The organism is Streptomyces sp. NPDC047072 (assembly GCF_040643855.1).
GTDB lineage: Bacteria > Actinomycetota > Actinomycetes > Streptomycetales > Streptomycetaceae > Streptomyces.
The window spans coordinates 29,288-52,606 of record NZ_JBEYVC010000027.1; the positions used below are offsets into that span (position 1 = coordinate 29,288).

Here is a 23,319-nt window from a genome sequence, read left to right on the forward strand (position 1 = left end):
CGGTGAGGTTCCGGTAACCCGTACGCAACGAAACGTCTCGGAAACATATACGTACGCAAGCAGAAATACACAGCGGTGACCCTCTGACGAGCCCCCACCCGTTGGAGACCCGCATGCGCATCGACACCGGCGACACCGCCTGGCTGCTCGCCGCCACCGCCCTCGTCCTGCTGATGACCCCGGGCCTCGCCCTGTTCTACGGCGGCATGGTCCGCACGAAGAGCGTCCTCAACATGCTGATGATGAGCTTCGTGTCGATCGCCCTGGTCACGGTGGTGTGGCTGGCCGCCGGCTACTCCCTCGCCTTCACCGACGACACCTTCGCCGGCCTGATCGGCGGCCTCGACCACGCCGGCTTCGCGGGCATCGGCCCCGACAGCGTCCAGGGCACGGTCCCCACCCTCCTCTTCGCCACCTTCCAGCTCACCTTCGCGATCATCACGGCGGCCCTGATCAGCGGCGCGATCGCGGACCGCGCGAAGTTCGGCGCCTGGCTGGTCTTCGTCCCCGTCTGGACGCTCCTCGTATACGTTCCCGTAGCCCACTGGGTCTGGGGCCCGGGCGGCTGGATCCTGGACAAACTCGGCGCACTCGACTTCGCGGGCGGTATGCCCGTCGAGATCACCTCCGGCGCCTCCGGCCTCGCCCTCGCCCTGGTCCTCGGCCCCCGCCTGGGCTTCAAGAAGGACGCGATGCGCCCGCACAACCTCCCGATGGTCATGCTCGGCGCCGGTCTCCTCTGGTTCGGCTGGTTCGGCTTCAACGCGGGCTCGGCCCTCGGCGCGAACGGCCTCGCCGCGGCCGCCTTCCTCAACACCCTCGCCGCCGGCTGCACCGGCCTGCTCGGCTGGCTCTTCGTCGAGCAGAAGCGCGACGGCCACCCCACCACGCTCGGCGCCGCGTCCGGCGCGGTCGCGGGCCTGGTCGCGATCACCCCGTCCTGCGGCTCGGTCTCGCTGCTCGGCGCCCTGGTCGTCGGCCTCGCCGCGGGCGTCGTCTGCTCGTACGCCGTGAGCTGGAAGTTCAGGCTCAACTACGACGACTCGCTCGACGTCGTCGGCGTCCACCTGATCGGCGGCATCATCGGCACCCTCCTGATCGGCGTCTTCGCGGAGGAGGCGATGACCGGCGGCACCGAGGGTCTCCTCTACGGCGGCGGGCTCGCCCAGCTCGGCAAGCAGCTGGTGGGCGTGGTGGCCGTGGGGGCGTACGCCTTCCTCATGACGTACGGCATCGGAAAGCTGATCGACAAGGCCATGGGCTTCCGCGCGAGCGAGGAGCAGGAGCACACCGGCCTGGACCTTACGGTGCACGCCGAGACCGCATACGATCACGGCGTCCTGGGCCACGGTGCCCCGGTCGGCGCGTCCCCCGTCTCCTCCGCCCAGAAGGTCAAGACCCAGTGAAGCTGATCACCGCGATCGTCAAGCCGTACCGCCTCGACGAGGTCAAGACCGCGCTCCAGGAGCTGGGCGTCCACGGCCTGACCGTGACGGAGGCCAGCGGCTACGGCCGCCAGCGCGGCCACACCGAGGTGTACCGCGGCGCCGAGTACCAGGTCGACCTGGTCCCCAAGGTCCGCATCGAGGTAGTGGTCGACGACGCGGACTCCGAGCCGGTCATCGACGCGATCGTCAAGGCGGCCCAGACCGGCAAGATCGGCGACGGCAAGGTCTGGGCCCTGCCGGTGGAGACGGTCGTACGGGTGAGGACGGGCGAACGTGGTCCCGACGCACTTTGAAATCAGCGGGGCTATCGCAACCTAGGGGCGCGGGGAACTGCGCGACCAGCCCCCACGGCGCAGCACCCGACCACGAACCCAAACACCCCCACCCACCACAACCGCCCCGAACAACACCACCGCAACCAACCACGGCAACGCAAAGAACCCCGCACTCGCCGACTCACGCGTGTCCTTCGCACTCGCCGTCAACTTCACCTGCCCCCAGTCAAGTTGAGGAGACCCCTTCCAGGGCTCCCTCAACCGAACCCGCTGCCCCGGCAACAACTCCGAGGGAATCCGGGCAAGTTCACGAGCGAGCAACGTCCGCCCGAACAACCCCGTAGCCCGCAACTCCACCTTCGGATTCAGCGTCACATTCCCCGTGTTGTGCAGCGTGTAGGAGACGGTCGCCCCGCTCTCCCCCAACCCCGGTACCAGCGGCTGATGATGACTGACCCGCACATCCTCGACGGCGATCGCGGGTACCACGGGCCCACCGACCCGCAGATAGATCCGCGCGGCGACAGCCCGCCGCACCCCGAGCGCGACCGACCCGTCCCCCTTGTCGACCCGTTCGTCGAGCGCCACCAACGCCCCCGGATGATCTCCCGGTTCGGCCCCCACGGGCACCGTCAGCGTGAACGGAACAGTGACCTTCCCGTGGGCGGGAACAGTCACCCGGGTCTTCGAGGGCTTCGCCCACACCCCGACCCCCCGCTGCTTCTCCTCAAGGGACCGGACGGCAAACCCCCCGTCCCGCGCCGTGTTGTACGCGTCGGCCGCGTACAGCCGGAACTTCAGCGCCTCACCGGTCTTGTTGGTGACCACGACCTTGTCCGAGACGCTCTGCCCCGGATCGGCCGAGAGATAGAAATACGGCCGCGCCGCGATCGCGGAGGCGGCCGGGTAGACGGACCAACTGCCGTTGTCGGCCGCGGAGGACGCCGGCACGGTCAGGACCATCGACAGCAGGCTCAGGACAACCACGTACAGCTTGCGCATGGGTGCGGACCCCCACGAGTTGGACGGGCGGGTGCGGACGCCCGTACGGTCGGTCAGCTGAGCGTGAGGGTGAGGACGCCGGAGTACGTGCCGACAGGCGTGTACGCCGGTACGTTCAGGGAGAGTCCCGCGTCCACGGTGAACTCACCGCCGGTGAGCGTGCCGTTGGGGGTGGACGCCAGGGTCGCCCCCAAGGAGCCGACCGTGCCCGCGGAACCCGCCTGGCAGGTGCTCGGGCTGCCCGCCTTGGTCGTGCAGGCGGGGGTCCAACTGAGCGCCCCGGCATCGATCTTGGCGCCGGGACCGGTGAAGTCGGTGACCTTGCCGGTCAGCGACCAGCCCGCGGGGCCACCGCGGAAGTCCTGCACGGTGACGGTGTTCAGGTTGCCGGTCGACGCCCCGCCCTTGCCGTAGTCCACCGGCGAGAGGCCGACGGTGTCGCCGGTCTGGGACATGGACAGGCTGCCCGCCCTGACGGTGGTCGTCAGCTTCTGACTCCCGTCCGGAACAGGCGTGTTGTCGATCACGGTGTAGGCCGCGGGGCCCGCACCGAGAGAGTCGCTCCAGGCCGCGCCCTCGTAGGCCACGATCCCCGTCGTCGTCTTGTCGTTGACGGTGATCGGACCGCTGATGGCACCCGAGGCGTTCGCCGTCACGGTCGCGGTGTCCGCGGTCTGGGCGGACCCGGAGCGGCCGACGAGGGTGACGGTGGCACCCGGCGTGAAGTTCTGACCGGTGACGGTCACGCTGTCACCGGGGTTGCCGGAGGCCGAACCCAGCTGGATGGCCCGGGTGTTGGGCACGGGGACGTCCGTCGCCGTGACGGTCTGGGAGACCGGGGCGGGCGGGTTGGTCACCGTGCAGGGGGTGTCCAGCTCCAGGAGGTAGCTGGTGTGGATGTTGTAGTCGCCGGGCGAGAGGGTGATCGAACCGGCGTGGGTGACCGTGAAGGTGCCGGTCATGCTGAACGACGGGAAGGGCGCGTTGCCCGCCACCGGGTCGTTCTTCTTCGGTCCGGTGACCGTGACCGTGCCGGTCTGGTCGCCGCCGAGCACGACCTTGCCGGACGGGGTCATGATGTCGGCCGGCAGGTTGATCGCGGTCGGGTTGCTCGCGGCCGGCTGGACCACCGTGTAGGTCACGGTGACGGTCTGGCCGACGTCGGGCGTGGGGTCGTCGACCGTGATGTTGGCCGTCGTGGTGCCGTCGATCGGCGGGAGGCCCGCGATGGCGGGCGGAATGCAGTGCGTGGCGAACTGGACGTCCGTGCCCGCCTGGGCGGGACAGGCCAGCGCGCCCCCCGCGGTGACCGCGAGCGCGGTCGCCCCGAGCAGCGTGCCCCAGCGGCGTCTTCGGGTTGTGAAACCCATGGGTGTGCCCCCTTCCTTCTGCGCTCACTGGGGGCATTGATGTGGGGATCGCGTGAGAAGTCAATGGAGGCGGCGAAATGAGCTGATGGACCGTCAGTTCCCATGTGGCACACGGGAACTGACGGCCCGTTGGCACTTCTCAGTCGAACACGAACGGGCCCGGCGACTGCGGCCCGGTGGCCGTGCAGGTGACGGTGATCCCGAGGACCACGATCTGGAGCGAGCCGCCGTAGGACTCCAGGCTGTCGCCGGAGGCCACGGTCCCGCTGAGCGGGCCGACGGTGACCGGGTCGCCGGTCGCGATGGCGGGGTTCTCCGTGCCGGTGAAGACGGTGGTGCCGCCGTTGCCGTTCACGAAGGTGAGCGTCGAGGTGATCGAGTCCTCGGACAGGGGGATGGGCGCGGCGATCGCCGAGGTGACGGTGACGGTCGCGGCGGTGCCGTCCTGGGTGGCGACGAGGGTGGCCTCGCCGCTGCCGAACGCGCCGCAGTCCGCGGTGATCGTCGCCGTGTCGGGGGTGACGGCCAGAGCGGCGGGGGCGAACGCGAGCGCGGTGGCCGCGAGCGTGCCGACCGCGAGTGCCGCACCAGTTCCTATGCGCTTGCCTTTCATGGGTACCGGGTTCCTTCCCGTGGGGATGCCATGTGGGGACGGACGGGAGGGGTACCGACGGGTCGGCACGGACGTGGTGCGGTACGCCGCGCGAGCTGGAATCTGACGGTCCGTCGGAACCACCGGTTCCATTGATGCGTGAGGGAAGCGGAACGGCAAGGCGGAATTCCAGCCATGTGTTACCGGCGGTATCAGCCCGGGCTCGGGCTTCAGCAGGGTCAGCCCGCCGCCAGCGTGGCCCGTACCGTGCCGTCGGTCCCCGCCACCAGCACCGGAGTGCCCACGCCCCCCAGGTCCCGCACGGCCGCCAGGTCCTCCCCCGGCAGGGACCCGGCCTCCGTGACGACCGCCGCCGCCTCCAGGGACTTCGCGCCCGACGCCACGGCCATCGCCACCGCCGTCCGCAGCGCGCTCAGCCGCAGCGACTCCAGGGCGACGGTTCCGGCCACATAGGTCCGCCCGGTCTCGTCGCGCACAGCCGCGCCCTCGGCCACGCCGTTGCGCGCGCGGGCCGAACGGGCCAGGGTGACGATCTTGCGGTCCTCGGGATCAAGCACACTCTCGGTCATGCCCCGAGCATACGGATCACGCCCTCGGGCGGGCGCGCTCAGGGGCGGTCCAGACGCAGCCGCTCGGCCCGCGGCAGACCGGCGACGACGAGGTCGTACGAGTCCTCGACCAGCTCCCGGACCAGGCGGTCCGGGAGGTCGCCGTCGACGGTGACGGTGTTCCAGTGCCGCTTGTTCATGTGGTAGCCGGGGATGATCAGGCCCGGGTGGTCGGCGCGCAGCCGGATCGCGTCCTCCGGGTCGCACTTGAGGTTGACCGTCAGCGGCTGGTTGTCCAGCCGGCTCAGGGCGAACAGCTTGCCGAGCACCTTGAAGACCGAGACTTCCGGGCTGAACGGGAAGTCCTCCACCGCCGCGTTGAAGGACAGGCAGAAGGCGCGCAGCTCCTGAGGGGTCACTCCTCCGACTCCTTCTCATCCGCCGGTGGGTCACCCGGACCCACCGGCTCGACGAGCACCGTCACGATCTTGTTCCGGCGCCCCGCGGCGGCCTCCGCGGTGAGCCGCAGCGCACGGCCGTCGGGCAGCTCGACCAGCGAGGACGCCCCGGCGATCGGCACTCGGCCGAGCGCCTTCGCGAGCAGTCCGCCGACCGTCTCCACGTCCTCGTCGTCGTACTCGTCGAGGCCGTACAGCTCGCCGAGGTCGGTGATGTCGAGACGGGCGGTCACCCGGAAGCGGTCGTCGCCCAGCTCCTCCACCGGCGGCAGCTCGCGGTCGTACTCGTCGGTGATCTCGCCGACGATCTCCTCCAGGATGTCCTCGATCGTCACGATCCCCGCCGTACCGCCGTACTCGTCGATGACGACGGCCACGTGGTTGCGGTCCTGCTGCATCTCGCGCAGCAGGTCACCGGCGTTCTTGGTGTCCGGCACGAACGCGGCCGGCCGCATCGCCGTGGACACCAGCTCGGACTCCGCGTCCCGGCTGATGTGCGTCTTGCGGACCAGGTCCTTCAGATACACGATCCCGACGATGTCGTCCTCGCTCTCCCCGGTGACGGGGATCCGCGAGAAACCGGACCTGAGCGCCAGCGTCAGCGCCTGACGGATCGTCTTATAGCGCTCGATGACGACGAGATCGGTGCGCGGCACCATCACCTCGCGCACCAGCGTGTCGCCCAACTCGAAGACGGAGTGCACCATCCGGCGCTCGTCGTCCTCGATCAGCGACTCCTTCTCGGCGAGGTCGACCAGCGCGCGCAGCTCCGCCTCGGAGGCGAAGGGGCCGCGGCGGAAGCCCTTGCCGGGGGTCAGCGCGTTGCCGATGAGGATCAGCAGCGAGGGGATCGGGCCCATGATCCGGGCCAGCGGGAGCAGGATGTACGCCGCCGCCGTCGCCGTGTTGAGCGGATGCTGGCGCCCGATGGTGCGCGGGGAGACCCCGACGGCGACGTACGACACGAGCACCATCACCCCGATCGCGACCAGCAGGGCGCGGGTGGTGCCCGGGAACTCCTGGAGACAGGCGTACGTCACCAGGGCCGCGGCCGCCATCTCGCAGGCGACGCGGACCAGCAGCGCCACGTTGAGATAGCGGGTCGGGTCGGCGGCGATCTGGGCGAGCTTGGCGCTGCCCCGGCGGCCCGCCTTGACGGCCTCCTCGGCGCGGAAGCTGGAGACGCGCGCGAGGCCCGCCTCCGCGCAGGCGGCGAGCCAGGCGACGACGACCAGGGCGATCGCGCCGGAGACGAGGGGCAGGCTCATGAGACGGTCGGGGCGGGAGACGGGCCGGTCAGACCCTTCTCGGCGCGCCACCCGTCCACGATGGCCGCCTGGAGGCCGAACATCTCGGCCTTCTCGTCCGGCTCCTCGTGGTCGTAACCGAGCAGATGCAACACCCCGTGGACGGTGAGGAGTTGGAGCTCCTCGTCCATGGAGTGCTGCGTCTCGGCCTCCTCGCCCTGCTTCTTGGCGACCTCGGGGCAGAGCACGATGTCACCGAGGAGCCCCTGCGGGGGCTCCTCGTCGTCCTTGCTGGGCGGCCGGAGCTCGTCCATCGGGAACGACATGACATCGGTCGGCCCCGGCAGGTCCATCCACTGGATGTGCAGCTGCTCCATGGCGTCCGCGTCCACGACGATCACCGAGAGCTCGGAGAGCGGGTGGATGCGCATCCGCGCGAGCGCGTAGCGGGCGATGTCGAGGATCGCCTGCTCGTCGACCTCGGTTCCGGACTCGTTGTTGACGTCGATCGACATGGTGCTGTGTCTGCTACTTCCGCTTGGTGCGGCCGCCCTTGTGGGTGCCGTTCTCCGTACCGTTCTGGCTGTCGTACTTCTCGTACGCGTCGACGATACGGCCGACCAGCTTGTGCCGGACGACATCCTGGGACGACAGCCGGGAGAAGTGGACGTCGTCCAGCCCCTCCAGAATGTCCTGCACCTGCCGAAGCCCCGACTTGGTGCCGTTCGGCAGGTCGACCTGCGTCACGTCACCCGTGATCACGATCTTCGACTCGAACCCCAGCCGCGTGAGGAACATCTTCATCTGCTCGGGCGAGGTGTTCTGAGCCTCGTCGAGAATGATGAAGGCGTCATTGAGGGTTCTACCCCTCATATACGCCAGCGGCGCGACCTCGATCGTCCCCGAAGCCATCAGCTTCGGGATCGAGTCCGGGTCCAGCATGTCGTGCAGGGCGTCGTACAAGGGGCGGAGGTACGGGTCGATCTTCTCGTAGAGCGTGCCGGGCAGGAAGCCCAGACGCTCTCCCGCCTCCACCGCGGGGCGGGTCAGGATGATGCGGTTGACCTGTTTGGACTGGAGGGCCTGGACCGCCTTGGCCATGGCCAGGTAGGTCTTGCCGGTGCCCGCGGGGCCGATGCCGAAGACGATCGTGTGCTTGTCGATCGCGTCGACGTACCGCTTCTGGTTGAGGGTCTTGGGGCGGATGGTGCGGCCGCGCGAGGACAGGATGTTCTGTGTGAGCACCTCGGCCGGGGTCTCCTGGCCGTCGCTCGTCCCGTTCTCACTCGCTCGCAGCATGGCGATCGAGCGTTCCACTGCGTCCTCCGTCATCGGCTGTCCGGTGCGGAGCACCAGCATCATCTCGTCGAACAGGCGCTGCACGAGGGCGACGTCCGCCGCCGCGCCGGTCGCGCTGATCTCATTGCCCCGGACATGGATGTCGGCCGCCGGGAAGGCCTTCTCGATCACGCGCAGGAGGGAGTCTCCGGACCCCAGGACCGAGACCATGGGGTGCTGGGCGGGGACGGTGAACTGAGCTCTCGCCTGCCCCTGCGCGGGGCTGTGACCTGTGGGTGTCTGAGTCATGGGCCGGCGCTCAACGCCTGCGGTTCCTCCTCGTCAGGGCCGCACAGCTGAAGGCGGCCTCGCGGCTTCCAGGGTACGACGGTGCACTGACAACGCCGTAGGGCTTTTCGACGGTGAGGGCGCCCTGAGTGAAACGGTGAGCCCTGCATGCTCCCCCGCCGGGGCGGGGAAGAATGCGCTCACTGCCACACGCGTTCGAAAGAAAGCAGGAAGCACGTGCTGTTGCGTCTGCCCACGTCCCTGCCGGAGGCACAACGGTGCCTGGCCGAGGGGGCGATACCCGTCGGTGGTGCCACCCTCGTGTGGGCGGCCTGGCAACGCGACGGGTTCCCGGACGAGGCGGTCTCCCTGCGCGAGGTGCCGGAGGCGAACGTCCTCGGCGCCGGGGAGCTGGGCGGGGCGGTCCTGCTGCACCGGATCGACGAGCGGGTGCCGGAGGTGCTGCGGCGGGCGGCCGCCGGGGTGGGCACGGGCGCGGTGCGCCGGACCGCGACGGTCGGCGGGAACATCGTCGGCAGCACACTGCGCTGTCTGCTGCCCGCGGCGCTGGTGCTGGACGCGCGGGCGCGGGTGCTGGCGGCGGAGGGGCCGTTCGAGACGGACCTCGCCGAACTCCTCGCCAAGAAGCCGCTGCTGCTGAGCCTGAGCTGGCGCGAACCGGTGGTCAGCGGCTATCGCAAGGTTCCGGGCGGCGAGATCCCGTTCGTCGTCGCGACGGCGGTCCACGCGTCCGCGGGCGCGGGCGCGAGGCGTGTGCTGCGGATCGCCGTACGCGACGGCTACGAGTTCCTCAGCGAGGGCGTGCCGTGCGACGCGGGCGCGGATGCCGTACTCGACGAGTTGTCCCGTACGTCGATGGGGACGCTGTCGGCCGAGGGGCGGGCGGTGGTCCGGGAGCAGGTGGCGTCGGTGCTGGAGCGGGCGGGCGAGCGCTAGGCCGACGCCCCCCCTGGAAGCCGTACCGCAGAAGCCGTCAGGCCGATCTGCCGAAGCCGATCGTCGGGACCGCTCGGCGCAGCGGCCAGGGGCGGGTATCCGCCGCCGGGACCAGGTCGGCGAGGAAGGCGTAGCGGCGCAGGGCCGCCGGGTCCTGGGCGTCGACGGACTGGACCTTGCGCCACCACGCGCCGATCTCGGACCAGCCCGGCGCGGAGAGCGAGCCGCCGAACTCCTGGACGGAGAGCGCGGCGGTCAGTCCGGCGAAGGCCAGCCGGTCGGCCAGGGGCCAGCCCGCGAGCGTCCCGGCGACGAACCCGGCGACGAAGACGTCCCCGGCGCCGGTCGGATCCAGCGCCTCCACCTCGATCGCCGGGACCTCCGCGGTCTCCCCGGTCCGCCGGTCCACGGCGTACGCCCCCTCCGCGCCGAGGGTGACGACGGCGAGCGGCACGTGCGCGGTGAGGGCGTGCGCGGCGGCCCGGGGGCAGGACGCGCCGGTGTACCGCATGGCCTCCTCGGCGTTGGGCAGGAACGCCTCGCAGTGCTCCAGGTCGACGAGGCCCGCGAGGTCCCAGGCGCCGGTGTCGTCCCAGCCGACGTCGGCGAAGATCCGGGTGCCCTTGCCCGCGGCCTGGGCGATCCAGGGGGCGCGCTTGCCGGGTTCGAGGGAGGCGACGGCGGCACGCGCGCGGGGCGGGCAGTCGGGGGCGGGCTCCTCCGGGGGCGGTTCGTGGCCGTGGGAGACCATCGTGCGCTCGCCCTCGTAGGCCATGGAGACGGTGACCGGGGAGTGCCAGTCGGGGACCTTGCGGGACGGGGAGAGGTCGATGCCCTCGCCCTGCTCCAGGGCGTCCCAGCAGTACTCGCCGTAGTGGTCGTCGCCGAAGGCCGCGGCGAGGGAGGTGCGCAGGCCGAGGCGGGCCAGGGCGGTCGCCATGTTGGCCACGCCGCCGGGGCTGGAGCCCATGCCGCGGGCCCAGGACTCGGTGCCGCGCACGGGGGCGGAGCCGAGGCCGGTGAAGACGATGTCGAGGAAGACGGTGCCGGTGAGGTAGACGTCCCAGGGGGGATCGCCGGGCGCGCGCAGGGCGGCGAGGGGATCGACCTGGGCCTGGCACTGCCCGGTCTTTCCGTTGCTGTACGAGGGTCCCTTCCCGAACGCGATCACGGCGAGCTCCCTGGACGTGGTACCGATCAGGCCAGTCTGCCACCCCCGTTTCGGGGGCCGGTCCACCTGCGGAGCGTGAAGGTCCGTGTCGGATCACCGACGGTGTACGGGCGTACGCGGGGTGCGTCAGTACGGTCGTACGCCCCACGGGTCACCGGCACCCCGGCCGGCGGTGTCCGAATCCGGCCCCCGCTCCCGCCGTCACCACCGCGGCACCGCCGGTGTCTCCCACCCCGCCTCCGCGACCCGCATCGCCGCCGCGTCGTCCCGCTCGCGCAGCGAACCGTCGTCGTCCAGCCACCGCCGGTGCAGCAACTCCAGCTTCCCGTGGTCGAGTTCGACGCCGAGCCCGGGCGCGTCCGGGACCGTGACCTTCCCTCCCTCGAAGACCAGGCGCTCGGTGAGGACGTCCTCGCTCTGCCAGGGGTAGTGGGAGTCGCAGGCGTGGTGGAGGTCGGGGACGGTCGAGGCCACGTGGGTCATCGCGGCCAGCGAGATGCCGAGGTGGGTGTTGGAGTGCATGGACACCCCGACCCCGAACGTCCGGCAGATCGCGGCGAGTTGCTGGGTGTTGCGCAGCCCGCCCCAGTAGTGGTGGTCGGAGAGCACGACCTGCACGGCTCCCTTGGTGAACGCCTCCCGGATCTCCGCGAAGGTCGTCACGCACATGTTGGTGGCGAGCGGCACGTCCGTCCCGGCGGCCACCTCGGCCATCGCGTCGGTGCCGAGCGCGGGGTCCTCCAGGTACTCCAGGACGTCCCCGAGTTCGCGCGCCACCCGCAGCGAAGTCGGCACGCTCCAGGCGCCGTTGGGGTCGAGGCGCAGCGGATGTCCCGGGAACGCCTCGGCCAGCGCCCGCACCGCGGCGATCTCCTCGTCCGGCGGGAAGACCCCGCCCTTGAGCTTGAAGGAGGTGAAGCCGTACCGCTCCGTGAACAGCCGCGCCTGCGCCACCACGCCCGCCGGGTCGACGGCGGCCCCCCAGTCGTCCTTCTCCGAGGCCACGCCCTCGGGGTGGTCGGCCCACTTGTAGAACAGGTACGCGCTGTACTCGACGGCGTCCCGCACCTTCCCGCCGAGCAGCGCGTGCACGGGCAGGCCGAGCGCCTTGCCGAGGGCGTCCAGGCAGGCGACCTCGAAGCCGGAGACGACGGACAGCCGCAGCTTGTCGGCGGTCTGAACCCCGCGCAGCCCGCCGACGTCGACCTGTCCCGAGACCCGCGCCCGGTCGACGGCCAGTTCGTCGGCGACGGTGAACAACCCGTTCAGGTCGCCGACTTGACGACCGATCAGCTTTCGCGCGTACGGCCGTGCCAGCTCCAGGTACTTCGTGTCGCCGTAGGTCTCGCCGATGCCCACGACCCCGTCCGCGGTCTCGACCTCGACGATCAGCCGGGGGGTGTACGGCTGGTGGACGCCCTGCGTGTTCAGCAGGGGCGGGTCGGCGACGAGGATCGGGGTCAGGCGTACGTCGGTGATCGTGAGGTTCACAGTCCGGCTCCCTGTCCAGAAGTCATCTACATATGAAGATGAAGGCTAGATATGCGAACCGCAACCGTCAATGGCACCCGGCCCGATTACCATCGGCGCATGTCGGAGACACCAGGCGTGCGCGAGGTGAAGTCCGCGGCGCGCACGGTCGAGCTGCTCGAACTGCTGGCCGCGCGCGGCGACCGCCCGGCGCGGCTGCAGGAGCTGGCGGACCGCCTGGAGGTGCCGCGCAGCTCGATGTACGCGCTGCTCCAGACCCTGATCTCGCGCGGCTGGGTCCGCACGGACACCACCGGCTCGCTCTACGGCATCGGCATCCACGCCCTGCTCACCGGCACCGGCTATCTCGACTCCGACCCCCGGGTGCGGACCGTGCGGCCGTATCTCGACGAGGCGTCCGAGGCGCTGGGCGAGACGATCCATCTGGGCCGCCTCGACGGCCGGGACGTGGCGTATCTGGCGACACGCGAGTCGCACGAGTACCTGCGCACCATCAGCCGGGTGGGCCGCCGGCTCCCCGCGCACGTCGGCGCCCTGGGCAAGGCCCTGCTGGCCGAGCGCCCCGACGCCGAGCTCCCCGAGGGACCGTACGAGGCGCTCACCCCGAACTCCCACACCACCCGGGCCGCACTCCTCGCCGACCTCGCCGAGGTGCGCGCCCGCGGCTACTCCGTCGACCGCGAGGAGGGCGTCCTCGGCATCACCGGCTTCGGCTTCGCCCTGCGCTACGACTCCCCCGCCCAGGACGCCATCAGCTGCTCGGTCCCCCTCACCCGCCTCACCCCGGACCACGAACGCCGGATCGTCACGGTGATGCAGGACATCAGGACGAGGATCGAGGCCACGCCCCCGAGCACGAGCGGCGCCCCGCACTGGCGTTAGCGGCCACGGCCGCCGCCCCCGGCCCAGCGAGAAGAAAAGCGCTCGTCTACCCGGCCCCACGCACCCCAAACGAAACGTGAGCCACATCACGCATCCCGGGCTACTTGTGGGAACCGTGTGCTTGATACAAATTCTTCGCGCGTTCCTGTCCGTCGACGGCCTGCGCCCAACCCCCTTCTTGAGCCGCTTCTTTCGCATGCCCTGGGAACGCCCGTGTCCGCCCGTCGCTCCACCCTGCCCTGGCCCCTCGTCGCCCTTTTCACGGCCGGGTATCTCGCCCCGTACCTCCTGCCGACCACCGTCGGCAGACTCGACACGGGACTCCCCCTCACCGCCACGGAGGCGGGTGCCGTCGGCAGCGCCCTGCTCCTCTGCTCGGCCGCGGCGGGGTTCCTGCTCGCCTCCCGCGTCGACCGCGTCGGCGCCCGCCGACTGGCCCGCGTCGGCCTGACCCTGGCCGTCCTCGGCTACGGCGGCGCCGCGCTCACCCACACCGTGTGGGCCGTCGTCGTCGGCGCCCTGCTCGGCGGCTTCGGATCCGGTACGACGACGGCGGTGGCCGCGACCGGCATCGCCGCCCAGCGGGATCCGCACCGCACCACCACCGTCGGCCTCCTCGCGGTCTCCGCGCTCGCGGGCGTGGTCTACCTGACGGTCCCGCACCTGGGCCCGGGCCACGGCCAACCGCTGGCCGCGATCGCCCTCACGGCCCTGGCGGTCTGGCCTCTGACAGCCCGCCTGCCTCGCCGTACGACCACCCGCGCGACCCACCGCGAACGCACCCCGCTCCCCCACCTCCGCGCAGGTCTCCTCCTCGCCGCCACTCTCCCCTGCTGGTCCCTCGCCCAGAACGCCCTCTGGGGCGTCAGCGGCCGCATCGGCCTCACCCAGGCGGGCCTCTCCGAGACAACGGTCGGCGCGGTCTTCGCGATCGCCCTGGGCGCGGGCCTCCTGGGCGTGATCGGCGCGGGCGCACTGGGCCCCCGCCTGGGCCGAGCACTACCGATCGGCCTGGGCACGGTCCTGATCGCGGCCTGCATCACCCTGAGCGCCTCAGCAACGGACCTCACCACCTTCGCCACAGGCGAGATCGCGTGGAACACCCTCTACCCGATAGTCCTGTCGTACGTCATCGGCTTGGCCGCGTCCTTGGACCCCAAGGGCCGCTGGGCTGTGCTGGTCGGCTCAGCCTCATCCTTGGGCACGGCAGCAGGCCCCTTGACGGGCAGCGTCCTGTCAACACAGGTGGGCTTCGCAGCGATGGGAGCGTCGCTGGCGGTGGGCCTGTTGATCATCGCCGTCCCCATGACAACTGTGGCAATGTCAACCCACCCAGGGGCGCGGGGAACTGCGCGACCAGCCCCCACCGAACCCGCAGCCGAACTCAGAACTCGTACGCCTCAACTTCCGCAAGATACCTGGCCCGCAACGACTCATCGTGTTCCAGGAACGACGCCAGGAAGGAGTTCCGAGCGAGCTCCCGCAACCGCTCCTCACTGAGCCCCAACTCCAAGCGCACGGCATCGAAGTTGTCCCCCGCATACCCCCCGAAATAGGCAGGGTCATCGGAGTTCACGGTGCACAAGAGCCCCGCGTCCAACATCGCCGGCAACGGATGATCCCCCAGAACATCAACCGTACGAAGCCGCACGTTGGACAAGGGGCACAAGGTCAGCGGCACGCGATCCCGCACCAACCGGGAAACCAGCTCCGGCGACTCCATGCACCGCAGCCCGTGGTCGATCCGCTCCACACCCAGCACATCGAGCGCCTCGACGATGTACTCCGGCGGCCCCTCCTCCCCCGCGTGGGCCACCCGCCGCAGCCCCAGCGCGGCAGCGGCCTCGTACACCTCCCGGAACTTCACCGGCGGATGCCCCACCTCCGCGGAGTCGAGCCCGACCCCCACGATCCGGTCGAGATACGGCTTCGCGGCCTCCAGCGTCTCCAGGGCCGACTCCGCGGACTCGTCCCGCAGGAAGCACATGATCAGCTGCGTGGAGACACCATGCACGGCCTCACTGGAGCCGAGCGCCCGCCACAGCCCCTCGACCACCGTCCCCATCGGCACACCCCGGGCGATGTGCGCCTGCGGGTCGAAGAAGATCTCCGCGTGCCGCACCCCCTGCGCCGCGGCCCGCGTGAGATACGCGTTCGCCAGGTCCTCGAAGTCCCGCTCGGTGCGCAGGACGGCCATGAGCTCGTAGTACAGGTTCAGGAAGGACTGGAGGTCGTCGAAGGCGTACGCCTTGCGCAGCTCGTCCGTGGAGCCGTACGGCAGCTCGACGCCGTTGCGCGCGGCCAGCGCGAACGCCAGCTCCGGCTCCAGGGTGCCTTCGATGTGGAGGTGCAGTTCTGCTTTGGGGAGGGACATCAAAGCATCGTACGGCCGCTTTACCGCCGTTTCGGAACCGGCACCCTCAGGAGGTCGTGCGCGACGGTCAGCTCGCCCTCGTACCCGGCGGCCCGCGCCTGCCGCTCGAACTCGTCCGGGTCGGAGTAGCGCTGGCTGAAGTGGGTGAGCACGAGGTGCCGTACGCCGGCATCGCGAGCGACTCGCGCCGCCTGACCTGCCGTCAGATGGCCGTGCTCGACCGCCAGTTGCTCGTCCTCGTCCAGGAACGTCGACTCGATGACGAGCATGTCGCAGCCCTCCGCGAGCGCGTGGACGCCGTCGCAGAGCCGGGTGTCCATGACGAACGCGAAGCGCTGTCCGCGGCGGACCTCGCTGATGTCGTCGAGGGTGACGCCGTTCAGGGAGCCCTCGCGCTGGATGCGGCCGACGTCCGGGCCCTTGATGCCGTGCGCGGCGAGCCGGTCGGGGAGCATGCGGCGGCCGTCGGGTTCGGTGAGGCGGTAGCCGTAGGACTCGACGGGGTGCGAGAGCTTGCGGGCGTCCAGCGTGTAGCCGCCAGTCCGTGCGATCGGCCCGTCCGCCGCGACCGGAGCCTCGGTGAGCGCGACCGTCTCGCGGTACGCCGTCGCGTACCGCAGGCGGTCGAAGAAGCGCTGGCCCGACTTCGGGTAGTGCGCGGTGATCTCGTGCGGGACCCGGTCGAGGTTGATGCGCTGGATCACCCCGGCGAGACCGAGGGAGTGGTCGCCGTGGAAGTGGGTGACGCAGATCCGGTTGAGGTCGTGCGCGGCGACACCGGCGCGCAGCATCTGGCGCTGGGTGCCCTCGCCGGGGTCGAAGAGGATGCCCTCGCCGTCCCAGCGCAGGAGGTAGCCGTTGTGGTTGCGGTGCCGGGTGGGGACCTGGCTGGCGGTGCCGAGGACGACGAGTTCGCGTACGGACATCGGTCGTTACCCGGGGGGCCACTGCATGCCGCGGCCGCCGAGGATGTGGGCGTGGGCGTGCCAGACGGTCTGGCCGACGCCCGCGCCCGTGTTGAAGACCGTGCGGTAGGCCTCCAGCTTCTCCTCGTCGGCGATGACCTGGGTCTCGCGCAGGACGTCCGCGGCTGCCTGCGGCGCTTCGGCGGCGAGGGCGGCGGCGTTCTCGTAGTGGACCTTGGGGATCACCAGGATGTGGGTGGGGGCCTGGGGGTTGATGTCCCGGAAGGCGACGGTGGTGTCGGTCTCGCGGACGATCGTCGCGGGGATCTGGCCTGCGACGATCTTGCAGAACAGGCAGTCGTCCTGGGGTTCCCCTGGCATGGTGATCCTTTCGCGTCGGGTCTGGGGTGCATCGTAGCGTCGGCGGGTGCGGGTATTTCGTGGCTGGTCGCGCAGTTCCCCGCGCCCCTTTAGGTCGGCAAGCCTGGCGGAGTCTTGGCAGGAGCCGACTCCAGTTGCTCCAGCGCGATCCTCACCGCCTCGTCCAGTTGTACGTCCCTCCCCGCCGCGTGGTCCTGCGGGCGCTGGACCACCTCCACGTCCGGGTCCACGCCGTGGTTCTCCACGCCCCACTCGTAGCCCTCCAGCCAGAACGCGTACTTCGGCTGGGTGATCAGCGTGCCGTCGACCAGGCGGTAGCGGCTGTCGATGCCGATGACGCCGCCCCAGGTGCGGGTGCCGACGACCGGGCCGATGCCGAGCGCCTTGATCGCCGCGTTGACGATGTCGCCGTCCGAGCCGGAGAACTCGTTGGCGACGGCGACGACCGGGCCGCGCGGGGCGTCCTGGGGATAGCTGTACGGGCTCATCCCGCGCGGCACCGCCCAGCCGACGATCCGGCGGGAGAGTTTCTCGACGACCAGCTGGGAGGTGTGGCCGCCGCGGTTCTCGCGGACGTCGACGACCAGGCCCTCGCGGGCCACCTCGACGCGCAGGTCGCGGTGGATCTGGGCCCAGCCGGGAGCCTGCATGTCGGGGACGTGGAGGTAGCCGAGGCGGCCGCCGGACTTCTCGTGGACGTAGGCGCGCCGGTCGGCGACCCAGGCGTGGTAGCGCAGCGGCTCCTCGTCGGCGATGGGCACGACGACCGCGTGCCGCGGGTCGCCGCCGCCGGAGGGCGAGATCGTCAGCTCGACCGCCTTGCCGGCCGTACCGACGAGGAGCGGTCCGGGACCGGTGACCGGGTCGACCGGGTGGCCGCCGATCGCGACGATCGCGTCCCCGGCGCGGACGGCGACGCCGGGCGCGGCGAGCGGGGAGCGGGCGTCGGGGTCGGAGGTCTCGGTGGGCAGGATCCGGTCGATGCGCCAAGTGCCGTCGTCGTGGCGGGAGATGTCGGCGCCGAGCAGGCCCTGGCGGGGGCCGTGGCCGTGGCCGCCGCGCGGCGTGACGTAGGCGTGCGAGGTGCCGAGTTCGCCCTGGACCTCCCACAGGAGGTCGACGAGGTCGTCGTGGGTGGCCACCCGCTCCACGACCGGGCGGTAGCGGTCGAGGATGCCGGGCCAGTCGTGGCCGGACATGTCGGCCCGCCAGAAGTGGTCCCGCATGATGCGGCCGGTCTCCTCGTACATCTGCCGCCACTCGGCCGCCGGGTCGCAGATCTGCCGGATCCGGCCGAGGTCGACGGTGATGTTGGTGTCGCTCTCGTCGTCGTTCGATGCACGGCGGTCGCTCGGTACGACCTTCAGCCGCTCGTCGGTCCAGAGCAGGACGCGTTTGCCGTCGCCGCTGACGGCGAAGTGGTCGGCGTCGGCGGCGAGGTGTTCGAGGCGCTGCTGGGCGAGGTCGTAGCGCTGGAGGTCGGTCTTGGGGTCGGGGTCGTCCGGGGTGGCCCGGGAGGAGCCGAGGACGCCCTGCACGGGGTGGCGCAGCCAGAGGATGCCGTCCTTGGCGGCGCGCAGGGTGGAGTAGCGGCCGGCCTCGACGGGGAAGGGCACGATCCGGTCGGCGAGCCCTTCGAGGTCTATGCGGGTGGCCGGGGTGCCCTCGCTGTCGGGGGTCTCGTCCTTGTCGGGGGCCTCGAAGGGGCGGCCGTGCCGCTGCGGGCCGAAGGGGGACGGGGTGGTCGCCGCGAGGGTGATCAGGTGCGGACGGTCGCCGACCACGAAGGCCAGGTCGAAGACGTGCTCGTCGTAGACCGGGTCGAAGGAGCGGTTGGAGAGGAAGGCGAGGTACTTGCCGTCCAGGGTGAAGGCGGGGGCGTAGTCCTGGAAGCGGAGCGGGGTGGCCTCGGTGACCGACAGGTCGGTGGTGTTGGCCAGCTTGAGCTGGCGCAGCGGGCGCGGGCCGGGGTGCGACCAGGCGAGCCAGGCGGAGTCGGGTGAGAAGACCAGCCCGGAGACGTCTCCGTCGGCGCTGCGGTCGACCTCGCGGACCTCGCCGGTCTCGCGCTCGACGAGCAGCACGCGGCCGTCGTGCGCGGCTACGGCGGCCCGCTTGCCGTCGGGGGCCATCGCGAGGCCGAGGACGCGGCCGAGCTGGCCCGCGGCGAGCCTGCGCGGGGTGGCGCCGGGGGCGACGCCGGTCGCGGGCGCGAACTCCAGGGCGTCGTCGCCCTCCGCGTCCGTCACCCACACCACCCACTCCTCGCCCTCCGCGCGGAAGGTGCGCGGGAGCCGGGCCCGGACGCCGGGGGTGACGGCGAGGGCGCGGGCGGGGCCGGAGCGGTGGGTGACCCAGTGCACGGCGCCGCGCACGGCGATCGCGCTGCCGCGCGCGGTGTGGTCGGGGGCGGCCGCGCCGAACCAGCGGGAGGCGTTGACCGCGAACGGCTGCCGGTCGGTGCGCTGTCCGCCGAGCCGGACGTCCAGGCGGCGGGGTTCGGCGCCGTCGAGGTCGTCGAGGATCCAGAGTTCACCGGCGGAGGAGTACACGATCCGGGTGCCGTCACCGGCCGCGTGGCGGGCGTAGTGGCCGTCCAGGGGCGTGTGGCGGCGCAGGTCGGAGCCGTCGGCGAGCGAGGAGTAGAGGGCGCCGGTGCCTTCGTGGTCGGAGAGGAAGGCGATGCGGTCGCCGGCCCACACGGGGTATTCGAGGTTCCCGTCCAGGTCGTCGTGGAGCCGGACGAACTCGCCCTCACCCTCCCGGTCGATCCACAGCTTGCCCGCCGTACCGCCCCGGTACCGCTTCCACCAGGCGGCCTCGCGGCCCATGGGCGCGGAGAGGAGGACGGTGGCCGGGCCCTCGGCGACATGGCCGACCGGGCCGTACGGCAGCCGGGTGCCCGGTCCGCCGTCGAGCGGGACGGCGTGCGCCCAGCTGCGGCGCAGGCTCGCCTGGCCGTGGGTGGTGATCGCGAGGACCTGGCCGTCGGGGGTCCAGTCGCGCACCTGGGTACGCGAACTGCCCCAGTGGGTCAGCCTCTTGGAGGGGCCGCCGTCGGCCGGGGCGATGTGCACCTCGGGGGCGCCGTCACGGGTGGAGGACCAGGCGACGGTGGTGCCGTCGGGCGAGATCCGGGGGTGGTTGACGGGGACGTTGTCCGCGCTCACCCGCCAGGCGCGCCCGCCGTCGAGGGACGCGACCCACACGTCGTCCTCGGCGGTGAAGGTGACCAACTCGCCCCGCAGATGCGGAAACCGGAGATATGCAGACGTCGCAGGCTGTGTCACCCGATCACCCTAAGCACGGGCGGCTCCCGTGCACAGGGGTTTCGATCACTTGCCGTCCGGCCAGCACTGCGGGTCCTTCTGGCACCAGATGGTCTTGGTGACCGTCACGGTGACCGTGGGCCCGGGTTGGTTCGGGTTGTTGACGGGCGGGGTGGGGGTGGCGGTGCAGTCGCCGAGCCCCTCCACGTGGAACCACTGCTTGCCGCCGACGGTGGCCGTGAGGTTGCCGCGCACACACGCCCCGCTGACGGTCCTGGTCACCTTGCCCTTGACGGTGATGTCCTTGCCGTCCTTGGTCTTGCCCTCGCAGTCGAGGGTGGCGACGGCGTTCACACTGGCACTCGGCGTCTGACCGCTGTCGTCGTAGGAGGCGGTGCAGGTCAGCCAGTTGACGTCGGCCTTCTGCCGGTTGAGCTCCTTGGTGACGAGCTGGTCGGCGGTGTACGCGACGGTCGCGGAACTGACCGCCCCGGCCGGATCACAGGCGGCGACCCCGCCGATCGCCATGACGGCGAGCATCACCCCGCCCGCCACCCGGGTACCGCGCGGCCGACGCCAGTTCAGTCTCAACGCCCCCATGAAGGGCAGCCTGCCACCGGGTGCCGTCCGACGGAAGGGCGCATACGGCCACGCGTGCGCCCTGACGGCTACGGTGGGAGGATGCGTAACGACCGTCGGCCGCGAAAGCTCGTCGTGGACGCGCACACCACCTACATCTGGACCGTGCGACACAAGCACCACGACGGCGACGTGTGCCGGGAGGTGCTCAGCCTGTCCCTCGGCAACCACCGCACGAAGATCGTCTTCCGGACGGGCGGCTCGGGCTCCGGACGCTACGTCGCCGCCGGTTACTGGCACTCGGGCTGTGTGGCCGACGGGCAGGGCAACTTCCTCAACCTGCACGAACCCGGTGTCGTACGGGCCTTGGTCGACGAGGCGCGAGGGCGCGGGCTGCTGCCGGGCTCCCGTGAACTGGACGGCTGGGAGCTGTTCGAGGCGGCCGTCGTCAGCCGCGCAGCAGCAGCCACTCCTGAAGCTCCACAAGGTTGCCCTCCGGGTCCCTGAGGTGGGCGACGCGCATGCGGTCCGTCATCGGGGCCGGGCCGTGGAGGAGTTCGGCGCCTCGGCCGGTGATCTGCTCGCAGTACGTGTCCAGGTCGTCCACCCTGAGCACCACCAGGGAACGATGACCCGTGGCCGTGTCGCCGAGTTCGTCGAGGACCGCGGCCATCATCGCGCGGTCCTGGAGCGCGATGCCGGCCGAGCCGGTCGCGGGGCTGAACTTCTCGTACGGTCCGCCCGTCGCCCCCGACTGGGGCTTGAGGCCCAGGACTTCACCGTAGAAGCGGTAGCAGGCGGCGAAGTCGGTGACGAGCAGACGTACTTGGGCGAGTTCCACGGACGTCCTTCCGGGGGTCGGGTCAGGACCAGCGGCCGGTGCGGCCGAGGAGCAGGGCGGTCGCCGCGGTACCGGCGGTCGAGGTGCGCAGCACGCTGGGCCCCAGCACGTACGCCTTCGCGCCCGCCTCCTCGAAGAGCGCCAACTCGTCCTTGGAGACGCCCCCTTCAGGGCCCACGACCAGCACGATCTCACCCTCGGCGGGGAGTTCGGCGGTGGCGAGCGGCGCGCTGTCGTGCCCGAAGTCGGAGTGCAGGACGGCGGCGAAGTCGGCTTTGGCGAGAAGCGCGGCAACCTGTTTGGTCGTTGCCGCGTCCGCGACCTCCGGGAAGCGGACCCGGCGGGACTGCTTGCCGGCCTCGCGCGCGGTGGCCCGCCACTTGCCGAGCGCCTTGAGACCCCGGTCGCCCCGCCACTGCGTGATGCAACGGGCGGCCTGCCAGGGCACGATGGCGTCCACGCCGACCTCGGTCATGGTCTCCACGGCGACCTCGCCCCGGTCGCCCTTGGGCAGCGCCTGGACGACGGTGATCCGGGGCCGCGGCGGAGGTTCCTCGCTCACCGGGCCCAGTCGGACGACCAGCCGGTCCTTGCCCTCGGCGGCGAGCACGGAGCACTCCGCGTAGCGCCCGGCCCCGTCGGTGAGGACGACCTCCTCGCCGGGCTGGAGCCGCTTCACGGAGACGGCGTGGCGTCCTTCGGGCCCGTCGAGGACGTACTGGTCCCCGGCGCCCGCGTCGAGGTGCTCGACGACGAAGACGGGCGCGGTCACGCGAAGTCTCCCTTGGTCGACAACGCTGTCCTCGCCGCGTCGAGTTCGGCGGCGAGGACCTCCACGAGCTGCCCGGCGGGCAGTTCGCGCGCCTGCCGGTGGCCCTGGCCCGCCCACAGCGCCATGCCCTGCGGGTCGTCGGCCTTGGCGGCGGCCTTGCGCAGCGGCGAGGTGAGGTGGTGGACCTCGGGGTAGGCGGCGGGGGCGTACGGACCGTGCTCGCGCAGGAAGCGGTTGACGAGTCCGCGGGCGGGCCGGCCACTGAACGCCCGCGTCAACTCGGTGCGGACGAACAGGGGGTTGGTGAGGGCCTGCTTGTGCAGGGCGTGCGCGCCGGACTCGGGGGTGGCGAGGAACGCGGTGCCGAGTTGGGCCGCGCTCGCGCCCGCGGCGAGCAGGGCGGCGATCTGACTGCCCCGCATGATGCCGCCGGCGGCGACGACCGGGATCGTCACGGTCTCGCGGACCTGGGCGACGAGGGAGAGCAGGCCGAGGCCGGAGCCGTCGTGCTCGGGGATGTCGCGGTGGGTGCCCTGGTGGCCGCCGGCCTCCACGCCCTGCGCGATGACCGCGTCGGCACCCGCGTACTGGACGGCGAGGGCCTCTTCGGGCGTGGTCGCGGTGACGAGGGTGAAGATGCCGGCCCGGCGCAGCGACTCCAGGACCTCGGGGGTGGGGATGCCGAAGTGGAAGGAGGCGACGGGGACGGGGTTGTCGAGGAGTACGGCGAGCTTGGCGTCGTATCCGTCGTCGCGGCCGCTGTCCGGATCGCCGAGCTCGGTCTCGTACCAGGAGGCCTCGCCGGCGAGCTGGTGGGCGTAGACCTCGACGGCCGACGGGTCGGCATATTCGGGCTGCGGCATGAAGAGGTTGACGCCGAAGGGGCGGCTCGTCAGGCTCCGCAGCTGCTTGATCTCCTGGTACATGCCGTCGGCGGTCTTGTACCCGGCGGCGAGGAACCCCAGCCCGCCCGCCTCGGACACGGCGGCGGCGAGCTGCGGCACGGAGACGCCGCCCGCCATGGGGGCCTGCACGATCGGGTGAGGGAAGAGATCGGTCAGTGCGGAGGACATGACGGCATGTTGTCACGTCCTCCGAACAAGTCCGAATCCGGCCTTCCCACCGGCATAGACCACCGGCACCGGGCCCGAACGCGGCTCAGGTACGCCC

At 71.3% G+C, this 23,319-nt stretch carries 24 protein-coding genes; 6 read left to right on the forward strand and 18 right to left on the reverse strand.

Translation table 11 applies throughout. The features are described from left to right. Positions 1-113: 113 nt before the first annotated feature. Positions 114-1,406: an ammonium transporter gene (locus ABZ896_RS14835; protein WP_360927486.1), complete on the forward strand. Its 1,293-nt coding sequence runs from the start codon at positions 114-116 to the stop codon at positions 1,404-1,406. Continuing rightward, positions 1,403-1,741: a P-II family nitrogen regulator gene (locus tag ABZ896_RS14840; protein ID WP_360927489.1), complete on the forward strand. Its 339-nt coding sequence runs from the start codon at positions 1,403-1,405 to the stop codon at positions 1,739-1,741. Before ABZ896_RS14835 ends, ABZ896_RS14840 begins: the two co-directional genes overlap by 4 nt. Before the next feature lie 21 nt (positions 1,742-1,762). Here ABZ896_RS14840 and ABZ896_RS14845 read toward each other — a convergent pair whose 3' ends face one another. The 8 genes from ABZ896_RS14845 to ABZ896_RS14880 form a co-directional block, all read right to left on the reverse strand. Further along, complete coding sequence (locus ABZ896_RS14845; protein ID WP_360927492.1) at positions 1,763-2,725, reverse strand: DUF916 domain-containing protein; 963 nt, start codon at positions 2,723-2,725, stop codon at positions 1,763-1,765. Between the two features lie 53 nt (positions 2,726-2,778). After that, entirely contained in the window at positions 2,779-4,095 is a 1,317-nt protein-coding gene (locus ABZ896_RS14850) for a beta-xylosidase (protein WP_360927495.1), read from the reverse strand. A 139-nt stretch (positions 4,096-4,234) separates the two neighbouring features. Then, a complete protein-coding gene (locus ABZ896_RS14855) occupies positions 4,235-4,708 on the reverse strand; it encodes a hypothetical protein (RefSeq protein WP_360927498.1) in 474 nt (157 codons plus the stop codon). A 218-nt stretch (positions 4,709-4,926) separates the two neighbouring features. After that, positions 4,927-5,277, reverse strand: a complete 351-nt coding sequence (locus ABZ896_RS14860) for a cytidine deaminase (RefSeq protein WP_360927501.1) — start codon at positions 5,275-5,277, stop codon at positions 4,927-4,929. A gap of 38 nt (positions 5,278-5,315) precedes the next feature. Beyond that, a complete protein-coding gene (locus ABZ896_RS14865) occupies positions 5,316-5,675 on the reverse strand; it encodes an MmcQ/YjbR family DNA-binding protein (protein ID WP_360927504.1) in 360 nt (119 codons plus the stop codon). Further along, complete coding sequence (locus tag ABZ896_RS14870) at positions 5,672-6,982, reverse strand: hemolysin family protein (RefSeq protein WP_360927507.1); 1,311 nt, start codon at positions 6,980-6,982, stop codon at positions 5,672-5,674. Before ABZ896_RS14870 ends, ABZ896_RS14865 begins: the two co-directional genes overlap by 4 nt. Then, on the reverse strand, positions 6,979-7,476 hold the full coding sequence (gene ybeY / locus ABZ896_RS14875) for an rRNA maturation RNase YbeY (RefSeq protein WP_360833383.1): 498 nt from the start codon (positions 7,474-7,476) through the stop codon (positions 6,979-6,981). Before ybeY ends, ABZ896_RS14870 begins: the two co-directional genes overlap by 4 nt. A 13-nt stretch (positions 7,477-7,489) precedes the next feature. Next, a complete protein-coding gene (locus ABZ896_RS14880; protein WP_360927510.1) occupies positions 7,490-8,548 on the reverse strand; it encodes a PhoH family protein in 1,059 nt (352 codons plus the stop codon). 216 nt (positions 8,549-8,764) lie between these two features. On the opposite strand from ABZ896_RS14880, the gene ABZ896_RS14885 reads away from it, so the two are divergent. Further along, positions 8,765-9,484, forward strand: coding sequence for an FAD binding domain-containing protein (locus ABZ896_RS14885; RefSeq protein WP_360927513.1), 720 nt, complete (start codon positions 8,765-8,767; stop codon positions 9,482-9,484). 37 nt (positions 9,485-9,521) lie between these two features. Here the strand turns inward: ABZ896_RS14885 and ABZ896_RS14890 are convergent, their stop codons facing one another. After that, positions 9,522-10,652: a PfkB family carbohydrate kinase gene (locus ABZ896_RS14890; RefSeq protein ID WP_360927616.1), complete on the reverse strand. Its 1,131-nt coding sequence runs from the start codon at positions 10,650-10,652 to the stop codon at positions 9,522-9,524. Between the two features lie 204 nt (positions 10,653-10,856). Continuing rightward, on the reverse strand, positions 10,857-12,146 hold the full coding sequence (locus ABZ896_RS14895; protein ID WP_360927516.1) for a glucarate dehydratase family protein: 1,290 nt from the start codon (positions 12,144-12,146) through the stop codon (positions 10,857-10,859). Between the two features lie 99 nt (positions 12,147-12,245). Here ABZ896_RS14895 and ABZ896_RS14900 point away from each other — a divergent pair, with 99 nt between their 5' ends. Continuing rightward, positions 12,246-13,028, forward strand: a complete 783-nt coding sequence (locus tag ABZ896_RS14900; protein ID WP_360927518.1) for an IclR family transcriptional regulator — start codon at positions 12,246-12,248, stop codon at positions 13,026-13,028. 213 nt (positions 13,029-13,241) lie between these two features. Continuing rightward, positions 13,242-14,528: an MFS transporter gene (locus ABZ896_RS14905; protein WP_360927521.1), complete on the forward strand. Its 1,287-nt coding sequence runs from the start codon at positions 13,242-13,244 to the stop codon at positions 14,526-14,528. On the opposite strand, the gene ABZ896_RS14910 is transcribed toward ABZ896_RS14905, so the two are convergent. The 5 genes from ABZ896_RS14910 to ABZ896_RS14930 form a co-directional block, all read right to left on the reverse strand. Further along, a complete protein-coding gene (locus ABZ896_RS14910; protein ID WP_360927524.1) occupies positions 14,413-15,402 on the reverse strand; it encodes an adenosine deaminase in 990 nt (329 codons plus the stop codon). The two genes, ABZ896_RS14905 and ABZ896_RS14910, sit on opposite strands and share 116 nt — an antisense overlap. Before the next feature lie 20 nt (positions 15,403-15,422). Beyond that, the gene (locus tag ABZ896_RS14915) at positions 15,423-16,328 is read right to left on the reverse strand and encodes a ribonuclease Z (protein WP_360927527.1); all 906 of its coding nucleotides are present in this window, start codon (positions 16,326-16,328) and stop codon (positions 15,423-15,425) included. A gap of 6 nt (positions 16,329-16,334) precedes the next feature. Continuing rightward, a complete protein-coding gene (locus ABZ896_RS14920) occupies positions 16,335-16,688 on the reverse strand; it encodes a histidine triad nucleotide-binding protein (protein ID WP_360927530.1) in 354 nt (117 codons plus the stop codon). Positions 16,689-16,777: 89 nt separating this feature from the next. Then, positions 16,778-19,978 carry a S41 family peptidase gene (locus ABZ896_RS14925; protein WP_360927533.1) on the reverse strand — a complete coding sequence of 1,067 codons (3,201 nt, stop codon included), beginning with the start codon at positions 19,976-19,978 and terminating at the stop codon, positions 16,778-16,780. Positions 19,979-20,023: 45 nt separating this feature from the next. Next, positions 20,024-20,557 (reverse strand): hypothetical protein, encoded by a 534-nt coding sequence (locus tag ABZ896_RS14930; protein ID WP_360927536.1) that lies wholly within the window; start codon positions 20,555-20,557, stop codon positions 20,024-20,026. 81 nt (positions 20,558-20,638) lie between these two features. Here ABZ896_RS14930 and ABZ896_RS14935 point away from each other — a divergent pair, with 81 nt between their 5' ends. Next, on the forward strand, positions 20,639-21,043 hold the full coding sequence (locus tag ABZ896_RS14935; RefSeq protein ID WP_360927539.1) for a hypothetical protein: 405 nt from the start codon (positions 20,639-20,641) through the stop codon (positions 21,041-21,043). On the opposite strand, the gene ABZ896_RS14940 is transcribed toward ABZ896_RS14935, so the two are convergent. Genes ABZ896_RS14940 through ABZ896_RS14950 form a run of 3 tightly spaced genes read right to left on the reverse strand, consistent with a single transcriptional unit; the run spans position 20,985 to position 23,222 of the window. Continuing rightward, positions 20,985-21,377 carry a VOC family protein gene (locus ABZ896_RS14940; RefSeq protein ID WP_360927542.1) on the reverse strand — a complete coding sequence of 131 codons (393 nt, stop codon included), beginning with the start codon at positions 21,375-21,377 and terminating at the stop codon, positions 20,985-20,987. The two genes, ABZ896_RS14935 and ABZ896_RS14940, sit on opposite strands and share 59 nt — an antisense overlap. 22 nt (positions 21,378-21,399) lie before the next feature. After that, a complete protein-coding gene (locus ABZ896_RS14945; protein WP_360927545.1) occupies positions 21,400-22,149 on the reverse strand; it encodes a 16S rRNA (uracil(1498)-N(3))-methyltransferase in 750 nt (249 codons plus the stop codon). Next, a complete protein-coding gene (locus ABZ896_RS14950) occupies positions 22,146-23,222 on the reverse strand; it encodes a nitronate monooxygenase (protein WP_360927548.1) in 1,077 nt (358 codons plus the stop codon). Before ABZ896_RS14950 ends, ABZ896_RS14945 begins: the two co-directional genes overlap by 4 nt. Positions 23,223-23,319 lie beyond the last annotated feature (97 nt).